At 72.0% G+C, this 24518-nt stretch carries 21 protein-coding genes and 1 pseudogene; 13 read left to right on the plus strand and 9 right to left on the minus strand.

From position 1 onward, the window contains the following. Positions 1 to 17: 17 nt before the first annotated feature. Positions 18 to 1055, minus strand: a complete 1038-nt coding sequence (locus OG611_RS18765; protein WP_266421391.1) for a DUF3533 domain-containing protein — start codon at positions 1053 to 1055, stop codon at positions 18 to 20. Between the two features lie 189 nt (positions 1056 to 1244). Between OG611_RS18765 and OG611_RS18770 the strand changes: the two genes are divergently transcribed. From OG611_RS18770 to OG611_RS18785, 4 genes are all read left to right on the plus strand, one after another. Continuing rightward, on the plus strand, positions 1245 to 4721 hold the full coding sequence (locus OG611_RS18770; RefSeq protein ID WP_266421394.1) for a DNA polymerase III subunit alpha: 3477 nt from the start codon (positions 1245 to 1247) through the stop codon (positions 4719 to 4721). Continuing rightward, on the plus strand, positions 4718 to 5725 hold the full coding sequence (locus OG611_RS18775; protein WP_266421396.1) for a hypothetical protein: 1008 nt from the start codon (positions 4718 to 4720) through the stop codon (positions 5723 to 5725). Before OG611_RS18770 ends, OG611_RS18775 begins: the two co-directional genes overlap by 4 nt. Before the next feature lie 194 nt (positions 5726 to 5919). Continuing rightward, the gene (locus OG611_RS18780) at positions 5920 to 6813 is read left to right on the plus strand and encodes a triacylglycerol lipase (RefSeq protein ID WP_266421399.1); all 894 of its coding nucleotides are present in this window, start codon (positions 5920 to 5922) and stop codon (positions 6811 to 6813) included. 128 nt (positions 6814 to 6941) lie between these two features. Next, positions 6942 to 8498: a trifunctional class I SAM-dependent methyltransferase/NUDIX hydrolase/VOC family protein gene (locus tag OG611_RS18785; protein ID WP_266421401.1), complete on the plus strand. Its 1557-nt coding sequence runs from the start codon at positions 6942 to 6944 to the stop codon at positions 8496 to 8498. A 299-nt stretch (positions 8499 to 8797) separates the two neighbouring features. On the opposite strand, the gene OG611_RS18790 is transcribed toward OG611_RS18785, so the two are convergent. Both OG611_RS18790 and OG611_RS18795 read right to left on the minus strand, forming a co-directional pair. Continuing rightward, positions 8798 to 9292: a DUF402 domain-containing protein gene (locus OG611_RS18790; RefSeq protein WP_266421403.1), complete on the minus strand. Its 495-nt coding sequence runs from the start codon at positions 9290 to 9292 to the stop codon at positions 8798 to 8800. After that, positions 9273 to 10193, minus strand: a complete 921-nt coding sequence (locus OG611_RS18795; RefSeq protein WP_266421406.1) for a GNAT family N-acetyltransferase — start codon at positions 10191 to 10193, stop codon at positions 9273 to 9275. The genes OG611_RS18790 and OG611_RS18795 overlap by 20 nt, the downstream gene beginning before the upstream one ends. An 80-nt stretch (positions 10194 to 10273) precedes the next feature. On the opposite strand from OG611_RS18795, the gene OG611_RS18800 reads away from it, so the two are divergent. Continuing rightward, the gene (locus OG611_RS18800; RefSeq protein WP_266421409.1) at positions 10274 to 10651 is read left to right on the plus strand and encodes a GntR family transcriptional regulator; all 378 of its coding nucleotides are present in this window, start codon (positions 10274 to 10276) and stop codon (positions 10649 to 10651) included. A gap of 56 nt (positions 10652 to 10707) precedes the next feature. Here the strand turns inward: OG611_RS18800 and OG611_RS18805 are convergent, their stop codons facing one another. Next, a complete protein-coding gene (locus tag OG611_RS18805; RefSeq protein WP_266426019.1) occupies positions 10708 to 11811 on the minus strand; it encodes a DUF5925 domain-containing protein in 1104 nt (367 codons plus the stop codon). Positions 11812 to 12029: 218 nt separating this feature from the next. Between OG611_RS18805 and OG611_RS18810 the strand changes: the two genes are divergently transcribed. The 3 genes from OG611_RS18810 to OG611_RS18820 all read left to right on the plus strand — a co-directional run bounded on the left by OG611_RS18810 (position 12030) and on the right by OG611_RS18820 (position 14287). Beyond that, positions 12030 to 12839 (plus strand): SGNH/GDSL hydrolase family protein, encoded by an 810-nt coding sequence (locus tag OG611_RS18810; protein WP_266421412.1) that lies wholly within the window; start codon positions 12030 to 12032, stop codon positions 12837 to 12839. A gap of 300 nt (positions 12840 to 13139) precedes the next feature. Then, complete coding sequence (locus OG611_RS18815) at positions 13140 to 13403, plus strand: hypothetical protein (RefSeq protein WP_206433474.1); 264 nt, start codon at positions 13140 to 13142, stop codon at positions 13401 to 13403. A gap of 275 nt (positions 13404 to 13678) precedes the next feature. Then, positions 13679 to 14287: a TetR/AcrR family transcriptional regulator gene (locus OG611_RS18820; RefSeq protein WP_266421418.1), complete on the plus strand. Its 609-nt coding sequence runs from the start codon at positions 13679 to 13681 to the stop codon at positions 14285 to 14287. 12 nt (positions 14288 to 14299) lie between these two features. Here OG611_RS18820 and OG611_RS18825 read toward each other — a convergent pair whose 3' ends face one another. Next, a complete protein-coding gene (locus tag OG611_RS18825; protein ID WP_266421420.1) occupies positions 14300 to 15127 on the minus strand; it encodes an ABC transporter permease in 828 nt (275 codons plus the stop codon). Further along, positions 15124 to 16101: an ATP-binding cassette domain-containing protein gene (locus OG611_RS18830; protein WP_266421422.1), complete on the minus strand. Its 978-nt coding sequence runs from the start codon at positions 16099 to 16101 to the stop codon at positions 15124 to 15126. Before OG611_RS18830 ends, OG611_RS18825 begins: the two co-directional genes overlap by 4 nt. A gap of 64 nt (positions 16102 to 16165) precedes the next feature. On the opposite strand from OG611_RS18830, the gene OG611_RS18835 reads away from it, so the two are divergent. Continuing rightward, positions 16166 to 16873, plus strand: a complete 708-nt coding sequence (locus OG611_RS18835) for a TetR/AcrR family transcriptional regulator (RefSeq protein ID WP_266421426.1) — start codon at positions 16166 to 16168, stop codon at positions 16871 to 16873. 21 nt (positions 16874 to 16894) lie between these two features. On the opposite strand, the pseudogene OG611_RS18840 reads toward OG611_RS18835, so the two are convergent. The 3 genes and pseudogenes from OG611_RS18840 to hmgA all read right to left on the minus strand — a co-directional run. After that, positions 16895 to 17134, minus strand: a pseudogene (locus OG611_RS18840) (DNA methyltransferase); the annotation flags it as partial. Between the two features lie 59 nt (positions 17135 to 17193). After that, positions 17194 to 17970 carry a GntR family transcriptional regulator gene (locus OG611_RS18845; RefSeq protein WP_266421429.1) on the minus strand — a complete coding sequence of 259 codons (777 nt, stop codon included), beginning with the start codon at positions 17968 to 17970 and terminating at the stop codon, positions 17194 to 17196. A gap of 42 nt (positions 17971 to 18012) precedes the next feature. After that, positions 18013 to 19341 (minus strand): homogentisate 1,2-dioxygenase, encoded by a 1329-nt coding sequence (hmgA, locus tag OG611_RS18850; protein ID WP_266421431.1) that lies wholly within the window; start codon positions 19339 to 19341, stop codon positions 18013 to 18015. Between the two features lie 166 nt (positions 19342 to 19507). On the opposite strand from hmgA, the gene OG611_RS18855 reads away from it, so the two are divergent. From OG611_RS18855 to OG611_RS18870, 4 genes are all read left to right on the plus strand, one after another. Continuing rightward, complete coding sequence (locus OG611_RS18855) at positions 19508 to 21595, plus strand: right-handed parallel beta-helix repeat-containing protein (RefSeq protein WP_266421434.1); 2088 nt, start codon at positions 19508 to 19510, stop codon at positions 21593 to 21595. After that, complete coding sequence (locus tag OG611_RS18860; protein ID WP_266421437.1) at positions 21592 to 22467, plus strand: hypothetical protein; 876 nt, start codon at positions 21592 to 21594, stop codon at positions 22465 to 22467. The genes OG611_RS18855 and OG611_RS18860 overlap by 4 nt, the downstream gene beginning before the upstream one ends. After that, positions 22464 to 23747 (plus strand): hypothetical protein, encoded by a 1284-nt coding sequence (locus OG611_RS18865; RefSeq protein WP_266421440.1) that lies wholly within the window; start codon positions 22464 to 22466, stop codon positions 23745 to 23747. The genes OG611_RS18860 and OG611_RS18865 overlap by 4 nt, the downstream gene beginning before the upstream one ends. Positions 23748 to 23832: 85 nt before the next feature. Further along, positions 23833 to 24453 (plus strand): TetR/AcrR family transcriptional regulator, encoded by a 621-nt coding sequence (locus OG611_RS18870; protein ID WP_266421442.1) that lies wholly within the window; start codon positions 23833 to 23835, stop codon positions 24451 to 24453. Positions 24454 to 24518 lie beyond the last annotated feature (65 nt).

Raw genomic sequence — 24518 nt, forward strand, 5'->3', positions numbered from 1 at the left:
GCGCCCGGGAGGCCTGGTCAGGCGGGATTCGAGCCGAACGGTGGCCGCTCGCCGGTGAGTTCCTCCGGTGTGCGGCGCATGGCGACCAGGAGTGTGACGGCCGTGCCCACCACCGCCCACGCGGACAGCACCAGCAGGGGGCCGGTGACCGCGTTGCCCTTGAAGTAGGCGATCGAGCGCGCGACCCAGGTACCCGCCCCGGGCGGCAGCGCGGGACCGATGGCCCGCCAGAAGTCCGGGATCATCGGCAGCGGGTAGGCGCCGCCGGCACTGGGGTTGCCCGCGATCACCACGATCAGGACGGCCAGGCCGATGCCGACGATGCCGGTGAGGGCCTGGAGGGCGAGGGTGATCATGCCGACCGCGAAGACGGTCAGTGCGCCCAGGCCCGACAGGCCCCAGAAGCTTCCGGGCAGGGCACCGAGAATCGGGCCGATGATGATCGCGCCGCCGATTCCGCCCAGGATCGAGTACAGCGCCATGACGCCGGTCCGGATCACCGCGCGCTGACGGTTGGCGGGCTTGGAGCCCGCGCTGATCGCCAGGATCGAGGCGCAGAGGTAGCCGCCGACGCACCAGCCCACGACCAGGTAGAACGACGAGATCCCGTTGAAGTCCTGGTTGGAGGCCGGGGCCAGGTCCACGGACCGTACGGTGCGCTGCTGGGTCCGGTCGACCTCCGTGATGATCTTCGTCAGGGTGGTGGCCAGCGAGGTGCCGCCGCCGGAGGCGACCAGCACGGTGTCGGTCGTGCCCTGGGGGCTGACGACCAGGGCGCCGTCGATCCTGCGATCGAGGATCTGCTCGCGGGCGGTGGCCGCGTCGGTGACCGCGCGGGGGTCCAGCGGGCCGCCGGGGAGATTCTTCAGCTCGGTGAGGAGCTGTGCGGAAATCTGCCGGGGCGCGACGACGCCGAAGGGTACGTCCGTCGGCTTCGGTCTGTGCAACGCCCCGACGTAGGACGCGATGAACAGCAGCTGCAGTCCGAGCACACCGATGACGAGCAGTGCGGCCCGTGGAGTGACGGCGTTCTTCACCTCGTCAGCGAAAGTCATGCCCCCACGTTCCGGGGCGTCGGCCGATCGTGCAGTCGGGGCTGGGCCGAATGGCTGACCGGAACCCTTGCCGATCACCGGTCGGGGCCGGGGGACCGTTCCGCGCTCCGGGTATCGTACGAATGTTCGAAACTTGGTCTATGGTGGAGAACGAGGGGGTGGTGAGTACGGATCGTTCAGGAGGTGCAGGTGCCCGGGTTCACGCATCTGCGTACCGTTTCCGGGTTCTCCCTGAGGTACGGGGCCTCGCATCCGGAGCGGCTGGCGGAGCGCGCCGCCCAGCGGGGGATGGGCGCTCTGGCACTGACCGATCGCGACACGCTCGCGGGCGCGGTCCGCTTCGCCAAGGCCTGCGAGAGTGCCGGGGTGCGGCCGCTCTTCGGGGTGGAGCTCGCGGTGGGTCCCGCGGCGGCGGAGCATACGAGAGACGGCGGGCGTACGCATCGGCTGCGGACCCCGGTCCGTGGTGGCGCCTTCGTCGATGAATCCGCGCCCCGGGCCACCTTCCTCGCCCGGGACGGAGCCCGGGGCTGGGCGGAATTGTGCCGTCTCGTCACCGCCGCCCACGCCCCCGCGCCCGACGGTGCCGGACAGCCCCTGGTCGGCCGGTCCGAGCTGCCCGCCGAAGGGCTCACCGTGCTGCTCGGCCCCGCCTCCGACGTCGGCAGGGCGCTGACCGCCGGCCGCCCGGACCGGGCCGCCGCGCTGCTCGCCGGCTGGCGGGAGGTCTACGGCGACGACCTGCGCCTCGAAGCCGTCCACCACGGGCGCGAAGGCACCGGACCCGGATCGCTGCGGCTCGCCGCCCGTACCGTCGGCTTCGCCGCCGAGCAGGGAGTACGGGCCGTGCTGACCAACGCCGTCCGGTACGCCGACGCCGGGCAGGGCCCGGTCGCCGATGTGCTCGACGCGGCCCGCGGGCTGGTCCCCGTCGACCCCCGCCGCGCCCCGCTCGACAGCGGGGAGCGCTGGCTGAAGGGCGCCCGCGCGATGGCGGAGACCGCCGGGCGGATCGCCTCGGCCGCCGGTCTCGGCCGGGACGCCGGGGAGCGGCTGCTCGCGGAGACCCGGCGCACCGCCGACGCCTGTGTCGTCGACCCCGAGGGCGACCTCGGCCTCGGCACCGTCCACTTCCCCGAACCGGAGCTCGTCGGCGCCGGGCGGCGCACCGCCCAGCGGGTGCTGGCCTCCCGCGCCGCCGCCGGCATGGTGCTGCGCGGCTACGACCGCAGGCGCGACTACTGGGAGCGGATGCACCAGGAGCTGGACATCATCGCCTACCACGGTTTCGCCTCCTACTTCCTGACGGTTGCGCAGGTCGTGGATGACATAAGGGCGATGGAGGTACGGGTCGCCGCCCGGGGCTCCGGTGCGGGCTCCCTGGTCAACCATCTCCTCGGGATCGCGCACGCCGACCCGGTCGAGCACGGGCTGCTGATGGAGCGCTTCCTCTCCAGGCGCCGCTTCGTGCTGCCCGACATCGACATCGACGTGGAATCCGCCCGCAGGCTCGACGTCTACCGCGCGATCATCGGACGCTTCGGCACCGAACGGGTCGCGACCGTCGCCATGCCCGAGACCTACCGGGTGCGCCACGCCATCCGGGACGTGGGCGCCGCGCTCTCCATGGACCCGGCCGAGACCGACCGGCTCGCCAAGGCCTTCCCGCACATCCGGGCCCGCGACGCCCGCGCGGCCATGGAGGAACTGCCCGAACTGCGTGAAGTGGCACGGGAGAAGGGCCGGTACGGGCGGCTCTGGGAGCTGGTGGAGGCGCTGGACGGACTGCCGCGCGGTATCGCCATGCACCCGTGCGGGGTGCTCCTCTCGGACGCCTCCCTGCTGCGCCGTGCACCCACCGTGCCCACCAGCGGCGACGGCTTCCCGATGGTGCAGTTCGACAAGGAGGACGTGGAGGACCTGGGGCTGCTCAAGCTCGATGTGCTGGGTGTGCGGATGCAGTCGGCGATGGCGCACGCGGTCACGGAGATCGGGCGGGCCTCGGGGCAGGACGTGGACCTGGACGCCGTGCCGCCGGACGACCCGGAGACGTACCGGATGATCAGGAGCGCCGAGACGCTGGGCTGCTTCCAGATCGAGTCGCCGGGCCAGCGCGACCTGGTCGGCAGGCTCCAGCCGGCCGGTTTCCACGATCTGGTGGTCGACATCTCGCTGTTCCGCCCCGGGCCGGTCGCCGCCGACATGGTGCGGCCGTTCATCGAGGCCCGGCACGGCCGGGCCCCCGTGCGCTACCCGCACCCCGATCTGGAAGGGCCGCTGCGCGAGACGTACGGAGTGGTCGTCTTCCACGAGCAGATCATCGAGATGGTCGACATCATGACCGGCTGCGGCCGGGACGAGGCCGACCGGGTCCGGCGCGGGCTCTCCGACCCCGACTCGCAGGGCCGGATCAAGGTGTGGTTCGCGCAGCGGGCGGCGGAGAGGGAGTACGGCGCCGAAGTGATCGCCCGGACCTGGGAGATCATCGAGGCGTTCGGCAGTTACGGCTTCTGCAAGGCGCACGCGGTCGCCTTCGCCGTGCCGACGTACCAGTCGGCGTGGCTCAAGGCGCACCACCCGGCGGCCTTCTACGCCGGGCTGCTCACCCATGACCCCGGGATGTACCCGAAGCGGCTGCTGCTCGCGGACGCGCGGCGGCGCGGGGTGCCGGTGCTGGCGCTGGACGTGAACCGGTCGGCAGCCGCCCATCGAATCGAACTGGTGTCTGATGATGGAGAAGGGAAGGGCATCTGGGGGGTGCGGCTCGCACTCTCGGACGTCCATGGCATCAGCGAGGCCGAGGTCGCCCGGATCGAGGCCGGGCAGCCCTACACCTCGCTGCTGGACTTCTGGCAGCGGGCCAGGCCGGGCAGGCCGGCCGCCGAACGGCTGGCCAGGGTGGGCGCGTTGGACGCGTTCGGCACCAACCGGCGCGATCTGCTGCTGCACCTGTCCGAACTGCACCGCGCCCAGCGGGGCGCGGGCTCCGGCGCCTCCGGCGCGCAGCTCCCCCTCGGCGGCGGGCACCGGACCGGCTCCATCGGCCTGCCCGACCTCAACGAAGCGGAACGGCTCAGCGCCGAGCTGGGCGTCCTGAGCATGGATGTCTCCCGCCATCTGATGGACGATCACCACGCCTTCCTGAAGGAGCTCGGCGCGGTCTCCGCCAAGCGGCTGCGCGAGGCACGGCACGGGGACACCGCGCTGGTCGCGGGCGCCAAGGCGGCCACCCAGACCCCGCCGGTCCGCTCCGGCCGCCGGGTCGTCTTCACCACCCTGGACGACGGTACGGGCCTGGTCGACCTGGCCTTCTTCGACGACAGCCACGCCGCCTGCGCGCACACCGTCTTCCACTCCTGGCTGCTGCTGGTGCGCGGAGTGGTGCAGCGACGCGGACCGCGGAGCCTGAGCGTGGTCGGCGAGGCCGCCTGGAACCTGGCGGAACTGGCCGAGCTGCGGCGTACCGGCGGACTCGACGCGGTCGCGGACCGGCTGGCGGCGGAACCCCCGTCCGAGGAACCTCCGTCCGGTGACGGTGACGGCGGCCGCCGCATCCAGCTGCCGACGGGGTACGAGATGAACCCCTGGTCCGACCTCCAGCCGCCCGGCGAAGGCATCGCCACCGGCAGGAAGCTGTGGCACCAGAGCCCAGGGAGCGCGGGATGAACACCGCACCCGATGCACCGGGAATCCTGTACCTGCGGTTCCGCAAGCTCGGCGGCGGCCTCCCGGACAGCGCCGGTTACGAGGGGCTGCTCGCCCTGCTCGGCGCGTTCACCCCGGTGGTCGAGGCGGTTCCGCCCGACGGGGCGCTCGCCGATGTGCGCGGCGCGCTGCGCTACTTCGGGCAGGACGTGAAGGGGCTGGCCTCGGTGATCCGGATCCGCGCGCTCGCCCTGCACGGCGTGGACTGCGCGATCGGGGCGGCGGAGAACCCGATGCTGGCCCGGACGGCGGCACGGCAGGCCGCGCCCGGGGCGACCTTCGTGGTGCCCGGGGGCGGGGGAGCGGAGTTCCTCGCGGGCCGGCCGGCCGCGGCCCTGGACGGTGTCGGGGCGGCGACGGCCCGCACCCTGTGCGGGTACGGGCTCGACTCCGTCGGCCGGATCGCGGCGGCCCCGCTCGGCACCCTCCAGCGGATCACCGGCGTACGGACCGGCCGCGAACTGTGGGAGCGGGCGCGCGGCATCGACCGCACGGCGGTCGTGCCGGGCGCCGCCCCCCGGTCGATCGCCGCCGAACGGTCCTTCCCGCGCGACGAGTTGGACCGGGAACGGCAGCGCCGCGCACTCATGTCGCTCACCGAGGAGCTGGGGGCCAGGATGCGCGGGGACGGGCAGGTCTGCCGCGGCCTCGCGGTCTCCGTGCGCTACGCCGACCGCACCGGATACTCGACGCTGACCCGCAGCCGTACGCTCCGGGAGCCCACCGCCCACTCCGCGGCGCTCACCGCCCTCGCGTACCGGATCCATGACTCGTTCGCCCTGCAACGGGCCCGGGTGCGGGGGATCGGGCTGCGCGCCGAGGGGCTGACGGACCGCGAGCGGGCCACGCACCAGCTGTCCTTCGACCCGGTGGACGAGCGGGCGCGCCGGATCGAGGCGGTGGCGGACCGGCTGCGGGCCAGGTACGGCCCACGGGCCGTGATGCCGGGGCGGCTCGCGGCCTGACCACACTTCCGGTCCCGCCCCCGGCCTCACCGTTTGATGGACCGTCACTTTTTACCGACGCGTAACTTCCCACGCCACCCTACTGGCGCGTAATTTGACACGGGAACACGGAAGAATCAGCAGTCGGAACTTGTGGTCCGGGCCGCAGGATGTACAGACATCGCAACTCCCTTGAGCCGCAAGGAGACCACACGATGCTGCCCTGGACACGTGCGCCGCGTACCCCACGTGCGCGGAGGACCCTCGCCGCACTGTTCCTCGCCGTCGCCGCAGTCGCCACCCCCACGGCCGCTGCCGCTGCAGCCACCCCCACCGCCGCCACGGCCACCTCCCGTGGCTGGAACGACTACTCCTGCAAGCCGTCCGCAGCCCATCCCCGCCCCGTCGTCCTGGTCCATGGAACCTTCGGGAACTCGATCGACAACTGGCTGGTCCTCGCCCCCTATCTCGTCGACCGGGGTTACTGCGTCTACTCGCTCGACTACGGGCAACTGCCCGGTGTGCCGGTCTTCAACGGCCTCGGCCCGGTCGACAGGTCGGCCGGACAGCTCGCCTCGTTCGTCGACAAGGTGCTCGCCGCCACCGGCGCCGGCAGGGCCGACCTCGTGGGTCACTCCCAGGGCGGCATGATGCCGAACCACTACCTGAAGTTCCTCGGCGGGGCCGCCAAGGTGAACGCCATGATCGGGCTCGCCCCCGACAACCACGGCACCACCCTGCTCGGTCTGACGAAGCTGCTGCCGTACTTCCCGGGAGCGGCGGACCTGCTGAACGCCAACACACCCGGTCTCGCCGACCAGGTGGCGGGCTCCCCGTTCATCACCAAGCTCAACTCGGTCCCCGACACCGTGCCCGGAGTGCACTACACCGTCATCGCGACCAGGTACGACGAGGTCGTGACCCCGTACCGCACGCAGTTCCTGGACGGGCCGGACGTGCACAACGTCCTGCTCCAGGACCTGTGCCCGGTCGACCTCTCCGAGCACGTGGCGATCGGCACCGTCGACCGGATCGCCTACCACGAGGTGGCGAACGCCCTGGATCCGGCGCATGCCACCCCCACCACCTGCGCCTCGGCCGTCGGGTAGGGGAAGCGGCGGTACGAGGGGTCCGGACATCCCGGCCGAGGGATCCCTCGTGCCCGACGGGTCCCTCGTACCGATGATCCCTCGTACGGGGCGGCACGGCTGTCGGTGGTGGCTGGCACGATCTACCCATGACGACGATCGACTGGGACTCCGCAGCCGACTCCTTCGACGAGGAACCCGACCACGGGCTGCTCGACCCGGTGGTCCGGCACGCCTGGGCGCAGCGGTTGGAGAGCTGGCTGCCCGGCGAGCGCTCCGAGGTGCTCGACCTGGGGTGCGGCACCGGGAGCCTGGCCCTGCTCGTTGCCGGGCAGGGGCACCGGGTCACCGCCGTCGACCGCTCCCCGCGCATGGTGGAGCAGGCACGGGCCAAGCTCGCCGGGACGGGCACCGCGGTGTTCACCGGCGACGCGGCCCGACCGCCGGTCGGCAATCAGCGGTTCGACGTGATCATGGCCAGACATGTGGTGTGGCTGCTGCCCGACCCGGCGGCGGCCCTGCGCCACTGGTTCACCCTGCTGCGGCCGGGCGGCCGGCTGATCCTGGTCGAAGGCGTCTGGGGCGGCGTCGGTCTCTCCGTCGAGCGGCTGACCGGACTGCTCTCGGAACTCACCGAACGCATCCACCACGAGCGGCTCTCCGACGATCCGAACCTGTGGGGCAAGCGGGTCGACGACGAGCGCTACGCCCTGGTGGCCCGCGCCCAACCGCCGCACCGACACACCGAGGTCGTCGATGTGCATCTGATCCTCCGCCGCGGACCCGAGGTCCTGCTCGCCCGCCGGGCCGGTACGGGGTACGCGGACGGGCTGTTCAACGGCCCGTCCGGACATGTCGAGGACGGCGAGGACGTCCGCGAGGCGATGATCCGGGAGGCCGCCGAGGAGATCGGCGTCGAACTCGGCCCGGACGAGCTGCGGGTCGCCCTGGTCATGCAGCACCGCGGTCCCGGCGGCAGGCCCAGGACCGGCTGGTTCTTCGAGGCGGAGTACGACCCCGGCCGCGAGCCGCACAACCGTGAGCCGGAGAAGTGCTCCGAGCTGGCCTGGTTCCCGCTGGACGCCCTCCCGGACGACATCGTCGCCTACTGCCGGGCGGGGCTGGACGGTTACCGGGCGGGGGAGCACTTCCTCATCCACTGGCACGAGGACGGCGACACCGTGGCGTACCAGCCGCACGGCGTCCGTCGCGCCGTCCCGCTGCCGGCCGGCGTGGTCGGCACCGGCGCGGTGCATCACATCGAGCTGTGGGTGCCCGATCTGGCGGTGGCCGAGCAGGGGTGGGGCTGGCTGCTCGGCGAGCTGGGCCATGTCCCGTACCAGCGCTGGGAACACGGGCGGAGCTGGCGGCGCGGCGACAGCTACGTGGTGGTCGAGCAGTCGCCCGATCTGACTCCGGGGCCGCACGACCGGCGCCGCCCCGGGCTCAACCACCTCGCGTTCCACGTCCGGGACCGGGCCACCCTCGACGGACTGGTGGCAAGGGCCCCGGAGCACGGCTGGCGGCCGCTCTTCGAGGACCGCTACCCGCACGCGGGCGGCGACGGGCGCATCGCCGCCTATCTGGAGGACGCCGCGGGGTTCGAGGTGGAGCTGGTCGCCGGAGTCGGGCAGGCCCGCCCGGCGCCGGAGGAACCGGCGCCGTACACCGATGTGTGGGAGTGGCGACGGGACCGGGCGTACTGACCACGGGCGGCGCGGCCCCGTTCCCTCCGGCCCGTCGGACGTGTTGGCCGGTCGGGCCGGTCGGACGCGTCGCCCGTCAGCTGTGCGCGTCGTGCGGCCGGAGACATCCAGACCGTCCGCCCCATCACCCGTGAGGTCCCCCGTGCCCCTGCTGAACGTCCGCGACCCCGCCCTGACGGCCGATTCCCACCGTAACCGGATACGTCCCGGAATTCTGTTCCGCTCCGTCCAGCCGTTCCCCGCCGCGAGCCCGGCCACCGTCCGGGAACTGCGGGCACGGGACATCCACCTCCGCGAGGTCAGACCAGCAGGGCCGCGAGGCCTTCCGTGCGGGCCAGGTGTTCCAGCTCGTCCAGTGCCCGGCGCGCCGCACCGGCCGCCGCCGGATCGCGTCCGGCGAGACCGCTCTCCTCGAACTCGTCCTCGTCCAGTCGCAGTACGGACGAGCCGTCCGCCGACACCCACAGATCGAGGTCCAGGTCCTCCACCAGGAGCTCCCCGTCACGCAGCACCGCGGGCCGGGTGATGTCGCAGTACCAGCCCTTGAGCCCGCCCGCGCCGGTACGGACCTCCTTCACGGCGAACCAGCGGTCGCGCCAGTAGTGCTCGGTGAAGACATCGCCCGGCTCGAACCGTACGAAGCCGAAGTCACGGACCCCGGGCGCCGCCCACGGCGCACGCACCGTCACCCGGACCCCGTCGTCGCGGACCACGTCCGCGGGGTAGCGGATCTTGGTCCGCCCGGCCTTCACCAGGGCGACCACCAGCGCGGTCTCAGCCGAGCCTGCGGACATGGCGCACCTCCGTGGCACACATCTCGTAGCCGAACCATCGATTGATCGCCAGCATCGGGCCGTTGTCCGCGTCGTTGCCGGTGTACGCGTCCGTGTACCCGGCGGCGCGCGCCCGGTGCAGCGAGTCGTTCTTGGCGAGCTTGGCCAGACCCCGGTTGCGGTACGCCCGGCGGGTGCCGGTCATCCCGGACATGTACCGGGTCAGGCCATCGGTCTCCGCGGCGCTGAACGCCGCCACTTCCCCGTCCACCACCGCGACCGAGGTGAGCTCGTGGTCGAGCGCGGGGGCGCGCCAGGTGTGATTGAGCCAGTCCTCGTAGTCGGTCAGTTCCATCGGGGTGTCGCTCGGCTCGTCGGCCGTGGACTCGGCGTCCGCCTCGAAGAGCGGGCGAGGGTCGTCCGCGAAGTCCGCGGCGGTACGCAGCTCGACGCCCGGCGGGAGCTCCTGACGGGGCGGCAGCGATCCGCCGGCCAGGTCGAGGTGGAGGAAGTGCGCCGGGCGGCTCGGCACATAGCCGCGCTTCTCGGCGAAGACCAGGTTCGACGGGGTGGCGAGCACCCAGGTGTAGATCGCCGTCGTGCCCTCCCGCGCCAGGTACTCCTCGGCCGTGCGCAGCAGCAGAGCACCCGCCCCGCGCCCGGTGCGCTCCGGATGCGTGTACGTGTTGCAGAAACCCTGTCCGGGTTCGGGGCTGTCGTGGACGAGGCCGACCTGCGCGGTCCCGATGAGCTCCCCGTCCTCCTCGGCGACCAGCAGCCGGGCGCGCTTGTCCGGGTGGGCCGAGGCCAGTTCGAAGGTGACGCACTCGGGCGTCGTCACCATGAAGGGCATGGCGGCACGCCGGACCCGTACCCAGTCCTCCGCGTCGGCGGGGAGGAAGTCGCGAACGATGACAGTCATGGGCCGGACGTTACGCGTGGGCCGCCACCGGCCGCCCCTGAATTTCCGGCGGTGGGGCGGACATGGGAGAGAATCGGGGCGTGACCCTGAAGATCGCCCTTGATCCGGATGCCGGTACCGCCCCGTACGAGCAACTGCGCACGCAGATCTCCGAACTGGCCCGCTCCGGCGCGCTGCCCGTCGGTTTCAGACTTCCGACGGTACGCGGCTTCGCCGAGGAGCTGGGCCTCGCCGCGAACACCGTCGCGAAGGCGTACCGCGCGCTGGAGGCCGACGGGGTGATCGAGACCCGTGGGCGCAACGGCACGTTCGTCGCCGCCGCCGGTGACGCGGCGGACCGTCATGCGGCGGCCGCGGCACAGGAGTACGCGGAGCAGGCGCGGCGGCTGGGCCTGTCCCGGGCCGAGGCGCTGTCCCTGGCACAGGACGCGGTACGGGCGGCGTACGGGGCCGGGTGAGCCGGGGACGGGGCGGTGGGGCGGGGGCGCGGGGCCCGGGGACACAGCCGCGGGGCTCAGAGATACAGGCCCGCGTCCGCCCCGGAGTCCTGCTTCGGCACCGACGCGGGACCGCTTCCGCGCCGCAGCGCGTACAGCTCGGCGAGCGTCGCGCCTTCGCGGCCGAGCCCTTCCTCCGTGCCCAGCCAGGCCACCGCCTCCTTGCGGGTCAGTGACCCCACCTCGATCCTGGCGAGGCAGCGGCCGGGCCTGACCACGGCCGGGTGGAGCCGCTCCAGGTCCTCGTTGGTGGTGACGCCCACCAGCACATTGCGGCCCTGCCCGAGCAGCCCGTCGGTGAGGTTCAGCAGCCGGGACAGTGCCTGGCCCGCGGTGTGCTTGGCCTCGCCGCGGATCAACTCGTCGCAGTCCTCCAGGAGCAGCAGCCTCCACCGGCCCTTGGACGTGCCCTCGTCCTCACCGATCGCGATGTCCATCAGGTAGCCGACGTCGTTGAAGAGCCGCTCGGGATCGAGCACGCAGTCGACCTGGCACCAGTCCCGCCACGAGCGCGCGAGCGTGCGCAGCGCGGACGTCTTGCCGGTGCCCGGCGGGCCGTGCAGCAGGAGCAGCCGGCCCGAGATGTCGTCGGGCGTGACCTTCATCAGCCGGTCCATGGCATCGGCCACCGGCGCCGTGTAGTTGCCGCGGACCTCGTCCCAGGTGCCGGCGGCGATCTGCCGGGTGGTGCGGTGCGGGCCGCGGCGCGGGGAGACGTACCAGAAGCCCATCGTCACGTTCTCGGGCTGGGGTTCGGGCTCGTCCAGGGCGCCGTCCGTCGCCTGGCCGAGGACCTGCTGGGCCAGCTCCGCGCTGGTCGCGGTGACCGTGACGTCGGCGCCGCGGTTCCACCGCGAGATGAGCAGCGTCCAGCCGTCGCCCTCGGCGAGCGTGGCGCTGCGGTCGTCGTCGCGGGCGGCGCGCAGCACCTTGGCGGCCGGGGGCAGCAGGGTCGCCCCGGCCTTGACACGGTCCAGGGTGGAGCTGTGCGAGTACGGCTGCTCGCCCGTCGCGAAACGGCCGAGGAACAGCGCGTCGACCACATCTGACGGGGAGTCGCTGTCGTCGACGGTGAGCCGGATCGGCAGAGCGGACTCGGGGTTGGCGGACATGGCGCCCATGATCCGGCAAGGGGGTGCCGGGCGCACCCGGGTTTCACTACCTTCCTCCCCTTTCCCGGCAGTGGTCACGGACATGACGCGGCCTCAAGGGGGTGCGGAAGGGAACTTGAATCATTGGAGCAACTTGGCATGCACACTTCCGGTAGGGGTGTCGGTACTGCTACCACGGACTCGGCAGACCGGGCGGAGATCCCGTCGGTCGGTCCCAGGGAGGTTCCATGAAGATGTCCAGACTCGCGGCGCTCTCGTCCTCGCTCCTGCTCGGTGCCGTTCTCGCTCTGACCGGAGCGGCCACCGCCGGCGCCGCAACGTCTGTTCAGGCCGTCGACTACGTCGCCCTCGGCGACTCGTACTCCTCGGGTGTCGGGTCCGGCAGTTATGACAGCGCCAGTGGTGACTGCAAGCGCAGCACCAAGGCGTATCCCGCCCTCTGGGCCGCCGCCAACTCGCCCGCCTCGTTCGCCTTCACCGCTTGTTCGGGTGCTCGTTCGGGTGATGTGAAGGCCAATCAGCTCGGCCCCCTCAACTCCTCGACCGATCTCGTCTCGATCTCCGTCGGCGGCAATGACGCGGGCTTCGCCGACGTCATGACCACCTGCGTCCTCCAGTCGGAGGCCACCTGCCTCGGCCGGATCGCCACGGCCCGCAGCTATGTCGACACCACCCTGCCCGGCAACCTCGACTCGGTGTACTCGGCGATCCAGGCCAAGGCGCCGTCCGCCCGTGTCGTCGTCCTCGGTTACCCGCGCTTCTACAAGATCGGCGGCACCTGTTCCGTCGGCCTGAGCGACAAGGTGCGCACCGCGATCAACGGGGCGGCCGACTACCTCAACGCGGCGACTGCCAAGCGCGCCGCCGACCACGGCTTCGCCTTCGCCGACGTCGCGGGGAAGTTCACCGGTCACGAGATCTGCTCCGGGAGCGCCTGGTTGCACAGCCTCAACTGGCTCAACATAGGCGAGTCCTACCACCCCACCGCCGCCGGACAGTCGGGCGGCTACCTGCCCGTCCTCAATTCGGCGGCCTGACGCCACCAGCGCATGTGCCGGGCCCGTTCGGCCGTCTGACGGGCAGGGGACCCCTGTTCGCCGGGGTCTCCGTCCGGCGGGGTGTGCGGACGGCCGGCGGCCCGTGGCGGGCCCGTGGGCGGAGCGAATCCGTCCGTTTCCGTTCTGTCCAACTCGCCCTGAAATCAGGCGGATTCATGAGTGAGGTGTCAACCTCCGTATGTGTGTGCGCAATCCTGTGACCGGGATACACGAGTGTCACCGCGGGGCGATAGGGTTAACCTGCCCGGGCCGGGTGCCCTCGTACGGGTGGGGAGTGACATGGAACAGATAGCGATGCGGAGCAGGCCGCGTGTGCCTGCCATCACATGCGGGAGCGGTGCGACGAGTTCGCGCCTGGACCGCCATCTCGCGGTGCTCGGCGGTCCCGCCGTGCCACAGCGGGAGGCCGCGGAGGCGACACTGCTGATGCGCGAGCTCACCTCGCGCGATGCCGCCCACCGTCGCCGGAGCAAGAGTGCGCGGGTCTCGCTCTTCGCGCCGCTGCGACGACTCCGGCGCTCGCTCTTCGGCAGCCGCCGCTGACCCGACAGCCCGTCACGACCGCCCACCGGTCCTCCGTCCGGGCTCCCCGGCCAGGGCTCGTCGCCCGGCCTCCCGCTCGGGGCCGCAGGCGATCACACCGTCCCGGCGCTGCGCTGCTGTCCGCCCTCCCGTCATCCCCAGGGCCCACGGCAGCGCTTCGGTGTGTTCACCGGGCACCGGAGGGCGACGGTCGCGGTCCCGGGAAGACTTCGGTGAATGCTTCAGCGGGCGCTTCGGTAAATACTTCGGCGCCGAAGTACTTCTAGACTGTACGTATGTCCGAAAAGCGAGCCGCGCGCCTGAGCCCCGACGAACGAAGGGCCCAGTTGGTCGCCATCGGCCTGGACATGCTCGCCGAGCGGTCGCTGGACGAACTCTCCACGGACGACGTGGCCCGGCGGGCCGGTATCTCGCGGGGGCTGCTCTTCCACTACTTCGACTCCAAGCGCGACTTCTACCGCGCCGTGGTGCAGCAGGAGTGCGACGACTTCGTCGCAGCCACGGAACCGGACCCCTCGCTGGGGCCCGTCCCCTGGCTGCGGTCGTTCATCGCCGGTTTCGTGCGGTACGTACTGGAGCGCCGCAAGGTCTATCTCGCCCTGGTCCGCGGTGCCGCGGGCAGTCACCCCGCGGTGGAGGACATCGTCGACGGAACCAGGGCCACCCTCGCCCGGCGGGTGGCGGAGGGGCAGCGGCGGCTCGGGATGCCGGACTCGCCGCGACTGGCCGTCGCCGCCCGTGCCTGGACGGCGTTCGCGGAGGAGGCCGTGACCAGCTGGCCGCGCGGGGAACCGGACGCGCCGGCGGAGCTCGGGGCCTTCCTGGAGTCGAGCTTCATCAGCCTGCTCGGCGCCCTGGACCGGCCCTGTGCGCTGCCCCGGTGAGGTCCCCGACGGTCACTCGCCGCCGCGCGCGTAACGCCGTACGGACAGCGGCACGAACACCGCGAGGAGCACCGCCGACCAGGCGAGCGTCCCGGCCACCGGGTGGGCGACCGGCCAGGCGGCGTCGGCGGCCGGGGACGCGTTGCCGAACAGGTCGCGGGCGGCCGAGGCCATGGCGCTGATCGGGTTCCACTCCGCGACCGTCCGCAGCCAGCCCGGCAGATTGTCGGTCGGGATGTAGGCGCTCGACAGCAGCGGCAGGATGAAGGTGGCGCTGCCCAGCTGACCGGCGATCTCCTCGTTGCGGATCAGCAGGCCCAGCCAGCAGCCCAGCCACGACGTGGCGAACCGGAGAAGCAGCAGCAGCCCGAAGGCGCCCAGGGCGGCGAGCGGCCCGTCCTCGATCCGCCAGCCGACCGCGAGTCCGACGAGGATCAGCGGGACCATGCCGATGGCCGTGGTCAGCAGATCGGCGGCGGTCTGGCCGAACGGCACGGCGGGCCGGCTCATCGGCAGTGTGCGGAACCGGTCCATCACCCCGCGGTGGCAGTCCTGCGAGGACTGGAACATCCCGACCATGATGCCGTTGGCCGCCGTCGCGGCCAGCAGACCCGGCACCAGGAACGCGCGGTACTCCTGGCCCGGCACGGCCAGCGCGCTGCCGAACACGTACCCGAAGAACAGCAGCATCGTGATCGGCATGGTCTGGGTCAGGATCACCACGCCCGGGGCCGCCTTGATCCGCTGCAGATGGCGGCCCAGCACGGCCAGGGCGTCGGCGACGGGGGTGCTCGCGGCGGTCGTGGCGGGCCGCTCGTGGACCAGTGTCGTGCTGCTCATGCTGCCGTCTCCTTCTGGGGCGGGGAGGTGCGGCCGTCGCCGCGGTCGGTCAGGCGGAGGAAGACCTCGTCGAGCGTCGGCGGGCGCAGGCTCGCGTCGATCACCGGTACGCCCGCCGCGTCGAGCTCGCGGACGATACGAGGGAGGGTGAGCGTGGTGTCGGTCGCGACGGCGCCCACGGTGCGGCGCTCATGGTCGAGCACCGGTTCGGCGCCGGTGAGCTGGTCGAGCACGCCGGCCGCCGGGAGCAGCGCCGACTCATGGGCGACGACCACCTCGGCGTAACTGCCGATGCGGGACTTCAGCTCGGCGGGGGTGCCGCGATGGGCGGCCCGGCCCCGGTCGATCAGCACGATGTCGTCGGCCAGCTGATCGGCCTCCTCCAGATACTGCGTGGTGAGCAGGACGGTCGTGCCCCGGCCGGCCAGCTCCCGTACCGCCGCCCAGATCTGGTTGCGGCTGTGCGGGTCGAGACCGGTGGTCGGCTCGTCCAGGAAGAGCACCCCCGGGCGGGTCAGCAGACTGGCGGCGAGATCGAGGCGGCGGCGCATGCCGCCCGAGTAGGTGCGGGCCGGGCGGTCGGCCGCCTCGGTCAGCTCGAAGCGCTCCAGGAGCTCGTCGGCGCGGGCGCGTGCCGCGTCGCCGCGGAATCGTTGCAGCTTGGCGAAGAGCCGCAGATTCTGCCGGCCGGACAGCTCGCCGTCGACCGAGGCGTCCTGCCCGGTGACGCCGATCGCCGCGCGGACCGAGGCCGCCTCGCGCACCACGTCGTGGCCGGCGACCCGGGCGCTGCCACCGTCCGGCGTCGTCAGCGTGGTGAGCACCCGGACGGCGGTGGTCTTGCCCGCGCCGTTCGGCCCCAGCACTCCGCAGACGGTGCCCTCGGTGACCGCGAGGTCGAGCCCGCGCAGCGCGTGGACATCACCGTAGCGCTTCTCCAGACCTTCACTAAGTACAGCGTACGTAGTTGTCATGCGACCCACCGTATCGCACTACGTACGGTGTACGTAACTACGATGGTGGGCGAGGTGATGATCGATGGTGGGGCGACCCGCTGTACCCGAAGTGATCTGGGCGCGCCCCGAGCGCGCGGGCCGGGGCCCCAGGCCCGCATTCAGCCGAGCGGACATCGCGGCGGCCGCCGTCCGCATCGCCGACGCGGACGGCTTCGACGCGGTGTCCATGCGCAAGGTCGCGGCGGAGCTCGGCTGCGGCACGATGTCGCTCTACAACTACGTGCCGCGCAAGGAGGACCTGCACGAGCTGATGCTCGACGCGGTCAGCGGGGGGTACGACTTCCCCGAGCCGTCCGGCGACTGGCGCGGCGACCTCGTCGCACTCGCCCGCCAGACCCGCGCGATGATGCACCGCCACACCTGGGTGCCCCGGCTGATGTCACCCGTGTACGGCTTCAGTCCGAATGCCCTGCGGTACCTGGAGTACGCGCTCAGCTGTCTGGACGGGGTCGACGCACGGTTCGGCGAGAAGATGGAACTCATCGCGATGGTCAACGGCGTGATCACCACCTATGTGGCCAACGAGATCGACACGGCGGAGCGCAGCCGGTCACTGCCCTGGTCCGAGGAGCAGGAGAACGCCGCGCGCACCGGCTATCTGATCAGCCAGATCGCGACCGGGAAGTATCCGCGGATGGCGGCGGGATTCGCCGAGGACCCGGGGCCGATCGATCTGGAAGGGGTCTTCGACCGGGCGCTCCACCGGGTGCTGGACTCCTTCGACCGGTAGCGGGCGGGCCCGGTCGCCCCGTCACAGCAGCGCGAACTGCCCGTCCGGGCCCTCCTCCTGATGACCGAGCACCGACGCGGGCCGCCGGGCCGTGGCCGCGACGGGCAGGACGCCCGCCGCGCGGAGATCGGCGGCCGTGAGCTGCGGACCGTCGGCAAGACCCTCCTGCCGGGGCCGGAGCCCGTCCAACAGGGCGAGCAGGGCGATCAGTTCCAGCAGCTCGGAGGTCCACTCCCGGGGCCAGGCCCGGGGCCGGACCGCCGCGGCACGAGGCAGTGCGCCCGTGCCCTTCCGCGGCGGTCGGTGCGCCTCCCCAGTGGTCAGTGCGCTTCCACGGTGACCGAGAAGGAGAACCGGTCGCCCCGGTAGCGGATCTGCGCCACGTCGACCACCTGGCCGCTCTCGTCGTACGTCACGCCCGTGTAGAACAGGATCGGGCTCAGCAGCGGGACCTGGAGGAGTTCGGCGGTGGCCGGGTCGGCCAGCCGCGCCTCGACCGTGTCGGTGATGCGCGCGATACGGACGCCGACCCGGTCGCGCAGCACCTTGGTCATCGGCCAGCGTTCGAGATCGGCGACGTCCAGGCGGGCCGCGATCTCGGGGCGCACCACGTTCTCCGCCCAGTTGGTGGGCTCGTCGCTGTCGCCGTCGTGGCGCAGTCGGCGGTAGCTGACCACCTCCGCGCAGTCGGGGAAGTACTCGGTGAGATCCCCGGGCACGGCGACCGGGCCGTGGCCGAGCACCGTGGTCCGCTCGCCCGACTGCTGGGCCACGATCGCATCGATCGAACCCAGCAGCCGGACCGGCGACACCCGGCGGGCGCGCGGCTCGATGAAGGTGCCGCGCCGCCGGTGCCGGCTGATCAGCCCTTCGGTCTCCAGCTCCTTGAGCGCCTGGCGCATCGTCAGGACGCTGACGCCGTAGTGCGCGGCGAGCTGTTCCTCGGTCGGCAGCCGTGCCGAGGCGTCCCTGGCGCGGCCCAGTATCGAGGCGCGCAACGACTGCGAGACCTGGTACCACAGCGGCAGCTTGCGGTTCAGGACCAGCGAATCGGGGGCGAAGGCCGGCCCCGGGGGGATCTTGGGCGTCTGAGGCACCTGGGGCCTTTCGTTCGGACCGGGCCGGGGCGGCGGTGTCGCCTACGGCCTGAAGTTGCGGCTCAGACCCTGCCACACGTCGTCGTAGCCGTGCTGCAGATGACCGGCGGTCGCCGCCTGCCCCGTCGCCGTCACCGGCCAGCGGGTCTCGAACATGAAAGCGAGGCCGTCGTCGATCTTCTGCGGCTTCAGCTCCGCCTCGCTCGCCCGGTCGAAGGTCTCCCGGTCCGGGCCGTGCGCCGACATCATGTTGTGGAGCGAGCCGCCGCCCGGCACGAAACCGCCCTTGCCGGCCGTCTTCGCGTCGTACGCGCCCTCGATCAGGCCCATGTACTCGCTCATCACATTGCGGTGGAAGTACGGCGGCCGGAAGGTGTCCTCGCCGACCAGCCAGCGCGGTGCGAAGACGACGAAGTCGACACCGGCCAGACCGGGGGTGTCGGACGGCGACGTCAGCACCGTGAAGATCGACGGGTCGGGGTGGTCGTAGCTGATCGAGCCGATGACATTGAAGCGGTGCAGGTCGTAGACGTACGGGGTGTGGTTGCCGTGCCAGGCGACCACATCGAGCGGCGAGTGGTCGTAGGTCGCCGACCAGAGGTTCCCGCAGAACTTGTTGACCACCTCCACCGGGCGGTCGTCGTCCTCGAACGCCGCGACGGGAGCGAGGAAGTCCCGGGCGTTCGCCAGGCCGTTGGCGCCGATCGGGCCGAGGTCGGGGAGGGCGAACGGCTGGCCGTAGTTCTCGCAGACATAGCCGCGGGCGGTGGCGTCGAGCAGCTCCACGCGGAAACGGACGCCGCGCGGGATCAGCGCGATGTGCCCCGGTTCGGCACGCAGCAGGCCCAGTTCGGTACGGAGCAGCAGGCCGCCGCGCTCCGGGACGATCAGCAGCTCGCCGTCCGAGTCGCTGAACACCCGGTCCGTCATCGACGAGTCGGCGTGGTAGAGATGCACGGCCATTCCGGTGCGCTGCGTCGCGTCGCCGTTGCCGCCGAGGGTCCACAGGCCTGCCAGGAAGTCCGTCCCGGGCCTGGGCGCGGGGAGCGGATCCCAGCGCAGCCGGTTGGGGTCGGGCACGGATTCGGTGAACGGGGCGGTGCGGATCGCCCCGTTGCCGATCCGGACGAACGGGGGATGAGCGGCCGACGGACGGATCCGGTAGAGCCAGGAACGGCGGTTGTGGGCGCGCGGTTCGGTGAAGGCCGAGCCGCTCAGTTGCTCCGCGTAGAGCCCGAGGGGCGCGCGCTGGGGGGAGTTGCGGCCGTGCGGCAGCGCCCCCGCAACCGCCTCCGAGCTGTGCTGATTGCCGAAACCGGCGGAATGCTCCAGCGCTTCCGCCGTTTTCCTCGCCTGCTCGTTGCCGCTCATGTGCGCTCCCGGTGCCGAAGGAATCCTATGGGTAACCGTAGGAATCGGATCGAGGTGAGTCAACGGCATTCGTGACGCACACGGGTTCCCGGGGGTTCCCGGAGCGTTCCAAATGCGTGATGCACGGGGGGTTCAAAAAGTTGAACAATGCTCTACTCTCCCGCACATGTCGTGGACACGAAGACTTCTGGTGGTTCTGGCGGCGCTCGTCGCCGCCCTGCTCGCGGCCCCGGCCGCCCAGGCGCACGAGGAACGTCCGGTCACCCTGCCCGACGGAAGCGGCAGCGTCCCCCTGTACCGCACCGGTGAACCCGATCTGCTGGTCTGCAAGAGCGACCGGCCGGACTTCGAGCGCCGTGTGTCCGGCTTCCCGGAGGGGCTGCGGACCCGGAACCTGAAGCTCTTCGACCGGTGCCAGAAGTCCGGCTACCGCCATCTGCAACAGGCCGTCGACGCGGTCGACGGGCCCGGCATGAACATCGCCATCCTGCCCGGCCTGTACGAGGAGGAGCCCTCGCTGCCCAAGCCGACGGGGGAGTGCGCCCGGCTGAAGGCGCCCAACTCCCAGCTCGGCTACCAGATCCTGTCGTACGCGCAGCAGGCTCGGTGCCCGCACAACCAGAACCTGGTGGCGATCCTCGGCAAGAAGAACCTCCAGATCGAGGGCACCGGCGCCGAGCGCACGGACGTGGTCGTCGACGCCAAGTACCAGAAGCTCAACGCGATCCGCGCGGACGGCTCCGACGGCATCTACTTCAGGAACTTCACCGCCCAGCGCACCACCTTCAACTCCCTGTACGTCCTGGCCCAGGACGGCTTCGTCATCGACTCCGTCCTCACCCGGTGGAACGACGAGTACGGCTTCCTGACCTTCGCCAGCGACCACGGGCTGTACAAGAACTGCGAGTCGTACGGAAACGGCGACTCCGGCATCTACCCCGGCAGCGCGTCGAACATCAACGACGCGTACGGCTACGACGTGCCGCGCTACTCCATCGAGATCACCGGCTGCCGCAGCCACCACAACATGGTCGGCTACTCCGGCACCGCGGGCGACTCCGTCCACGTCCACGACAACGAGTTCGACCACAACATGGGCGGCGCCTCGATGGACAGCGCCTTCCCCGGCCACCCCGGCCTGCCGCAGAACCACGCCCGCTTCGAACGCAACCTGATCCACGACAACAACGCCGACTACTATCCCTACGTCGCCGACGGCACCTGCGCCAAGCCGCCCGTGGACCGCGGCTACGAGGAGGGGGTCGTCTGCCCGCAGATCTCCATGCCGCCCGGTTCCGGCATCATCACCGCGGGCGGCAACTGGAACCTGTACGAGAACAACTGGATCTACGGGCAGCGGCGCGCCGCCTTCGTCCTGACCGCCGTCCCCGCCTTCATCCGCGGCGAGGGCGCGCTGTCCAAGCAGGCCGACACCTCGCACCACAACCGGTACGCGGGCAACCATCTCGGCAGGGACAAGGCGGGCAACTCCCGGCCCAACCGCACCGATGTGTGGTGGGACGGCCAGGGCGAGGGCAACTGCTGGCAGGCAAACGCAGGGCCGTCCTCCCCGCGCGCCCTGCCCAGCTGCGGTTCCGAGCGCGGCGCCGTGTCCGGGAGCACCGACCGGCTCGTCGGTGAACCGGTCAAGCTCGCCCAGCTGCTGGTCTGTGCCGACTACAACGTGCAGGCGCGCAGGCTGCCGGCCGGCTGCGACTGGTACGGGGCCCGGGGCATCGAGCGCATCGAGGTGCAGGTGGCGCTGGCGGTCGCGGTGGTGCTCGCGCTGGTCGGCGGGGTGCTGTGGTGGCGCAGACTGCGCGGCAGCCGGTTCGCGACGGTGGCCACGGGGCTCGGCGTGATCGGCCTCGGGCTCGACGTGGCCGGATCGACGACGGGGCTGGCCGCCTCCTATGTGCCCGCGCTGGCGCTGCTGCTGACCGGGGTGTGGTGGACCGGCATCGGTCTCGTGCTCCGGAGGGAACGGCCCTGGCTGGGCTGGACCACGGTGGTGCTGGGTGCGCTCACGCTGCTCGACGCCGTGGACAAGGCCGTCTTCATGATCCCGTGGATTCCGCTCAGCCCGGCCTGGGTGCGCGGACTGCTCGGCGTGGTCTGGGTGGTGTGGGCCGTGATCGCCGCCGCCCGCCACGGCGACCGCAACCCGCCGGAAGCGACCGCGGCCCCGGCCCCGGCCCCCGGTTCCGTCCCTGCCCCGGCCTCGGGCCCCGCCCCGGAAGGAGACGCATCGTGAAGCGTTCCACCACACCGTCGCTGCCCGCCCGGCCGGTCCGGCCGGGCCGGGCCCCCCGGCCGGTCCTCGCCGCCGTCACCGTGCTCACCGCGGGCGCCCTCGTGTTCGGTGCGAGCGCCTGCGGTGGGCGGGCCACCACCCATCACAAACCCGGCACCAGCCATGAACAGGCCGGCGGCAACGTCGGCCGGCTGCTCGCCGACGACGACGGCTCCGGCAACCGGCTGCGCCAGGTCGACGCCGAGGGCGCCCCCTCGGTGACGGTCGCCGTACGACCGGACTCCGAGGACGGGTGGAACGTCCACCTCTCCGTACGTAACTTCAGGTTCACCCCGGACAGCGTGGGCGGCGCCGCCCTCCTCGGGCGCGGCCACGCCCGGCTGTTCCTCGACGGCCACCCCCTCGCCCGCGTCTACGGCTCCTGGTACCACCTTCCCGCCTCCCTCGTCCGTGCCGCCGGCGGCGGTACCGGCCTCACCGCACGGCTCTACGCCGACGACCACACCGCCTGGGCCGTGAACGCCACCCCCGTCCAGGCCACCACCTCCCTCGCCATGCCCTCCGCGACGGCCACCTCCCCGGAGGAGCACCGAACCGCAACACCCCGGCCCGACACGACACTTGAGATCGTCGTCTCGCACGGCAGGGTCAGCCCCGATCCCGGCCGCACCGAGATCGAGAAGGGCCGGATCGTCGAGCTCCGGGTCCGCAGCGACCGCGCCGACACCCTCCATGTCCACGGCTACGACAAGGAGGCCCGGCTGCCCGCGGGCAAGACCGTCACCCTGACCTTCACCGCCGACCGCAGCGGGCTCTTCGAGGTCGAGACCCACGAGTCCGACCTGCTCCTGACCCAACTCGTCGTACGGTGAGCGTCCTCGCCCACGGCATCGGCGCCCAGCACGACCTTCCGCTGTCCCCCTTCTACGCCTTCGCCGGAGCCTTCGCCGCGCTCTTCGTCTCCTTCCTCGCGCTCGGCCTGCTCTGGTCCGCCTCCCGGTTCCGGGGCGACCGGGCGGGCCGCCCGCTCCCGTACGCCGTCCAGCGCCTCGCCGACGCCCGCCCCACCCGTATCGCGCTGCGCGCGCTCGGTCTCGCCGCAGCCCTGTACGTCACGCTCCAGCTCCTCCTCGGTCCGGACGACCCGGACCGCAATCCGGCCCCCGGCGCCGTCTACGTACTCCTCTGGGTCGGGCTCGTCCCCGCGTCGCTCCTCCTCGGTCCCGTCTGGCGACCGGTCAACCCGCTGCGCACCGTCCACCTCCTCGTCTGCCGCGCACTGGGCCGCGACCCCGCCGCGGGCCGGCCCCTTCCCGCACGGCTCGGTCTGTGGCCCGCCGCCGCCGGGCTCCTCGCCTTCACCTGGCTCGAACTCGTCGCCCCCGACCCCGCGTCGACCACCGCCCTCCTCCTCTTCCTCTCCCTCTACGCCGCCGTCCACCTCGCGGGCGCCGCCCGCCACGGGGCCGGGTGGTTCGACCGGGCGGACGCCTTCGAGGTCTACTCGGGGCTGCTCGGCCGGCTCTCCCCGCTCGGCCGCCGCCCCGCCGACCGCCGCCTCGTGCTCCGCTCCCCGTTCAACGGACTCGACGCCACCCCGCAGACGGCCGGACTCGTCGCCACCGTGTGCGTCATGCTCGGCTCCACCGCCTACGACGGCTTCTCCGACTCCCCGTCCTGGATCACCACCGTCCAGACCTCACCCCTGGGCCGCACCACCGCGGCCACGCTCGGACTCCTGGGCGCCGTCGCCCTCGTCGCCACCCTCTACGCCCTCTGCGCCGGCGCCGTCCGGCTGATCTCCGGTCAACTGCGCCACCCGCTCACCGCCTTCGCCCACTCGCTCGTCCCGATCGCGCTCGGCTATCTCGTCGCCCACTACTTCACACTCTTCGTCACCGAAGGTCCACGCACCGTCATGGTGGCATCCGGCACCGACAATCCGGTCCCGCCCGAGCCGCCCCTGGGCCCCGGCGGAGTCGCCACGCTCCAGGTCGCCGCGATCGTCCTCGGCCACGTACTCGGCGTCATCGCCGCCCACGACCGGTCCGTGCGCCTCTTCCCGCCCGGCCGCGCCGTCGCGGGACAACTCCCGCTGCTGGTCCTGATGATCACGTACACCATCGGCGGGCTGTCGCTGCTCATCGCGTGAGAGTCGCGCCGGAGGCCGGTGGTCACCCGCCCGCGACCGCACCGGAACCCACCGGCCACCCGCACCGGAGGAGGCCCACGGCATCATGGAGCCCGTGCCCCATGCGAACACGAACCTCCGCCGCGCCCCCGTGCAGCAGCGCAGCGCCGAGCGCCTCGCCCGGATACTCGACGCCTGCGCCGAACTCCTCGACGAGACCGGCTACGAGCAGCTGTCCACCCGGGCCGTGGCCATCCGTGCCGGGGTCCCCATCGGCTCCGTCTACCGGTTCTTCTCCAACAAGCGCGCGCTGGCCGACGCGCTGGCCCGGCGCAATCTGGACAGTTACGCCGAACGCATCACCTCCCGCCTGGCCGTCATCCCGACCGCGGACTGGCGCAGCGCCATCGATGCCGTGCTGGACGAATACCTGGCGATGAAGCGCTCCGTGGCCGGATTCGCCCTCGTCGACTTCGGCGCGCCGGCCCCCGAGGACGACCCCGCAGGCGACGCCAACCAGCGGGTCGCGGGCCGGCTCACCGAACTGCTCTCCGGCCACCTCGGCCGCGCCCCCGACGAGGATCTGCTGCGCACCGTCCTGGTCTGCGTCGAGACCGCCGACGCCCTCCTCCAACTCGCCTTCCGTACCGACCCGTCGGGCGACCGGGCCATCGTCGCCGAGACCCGCATCCTGCTCCGGGCCTACCTGGCGAGCGTCCTGGACTGACCTGGCGGCACCGTCCGGCCGCCCCGGGCAAGCTCGTCGCGCCGGCACCTCCCCACCGTGCGTAC

The sequence above is a fragment of the Streptomyces sp. NBC_01363 genome (genome assembly GCF_026340595.1).
Taxonomy (GTDB): domain Bacteria; phylum Actinomycetota; class Actinomycetes; order Streptomycetales; family Streptomycetaceae; genus Streptomyces.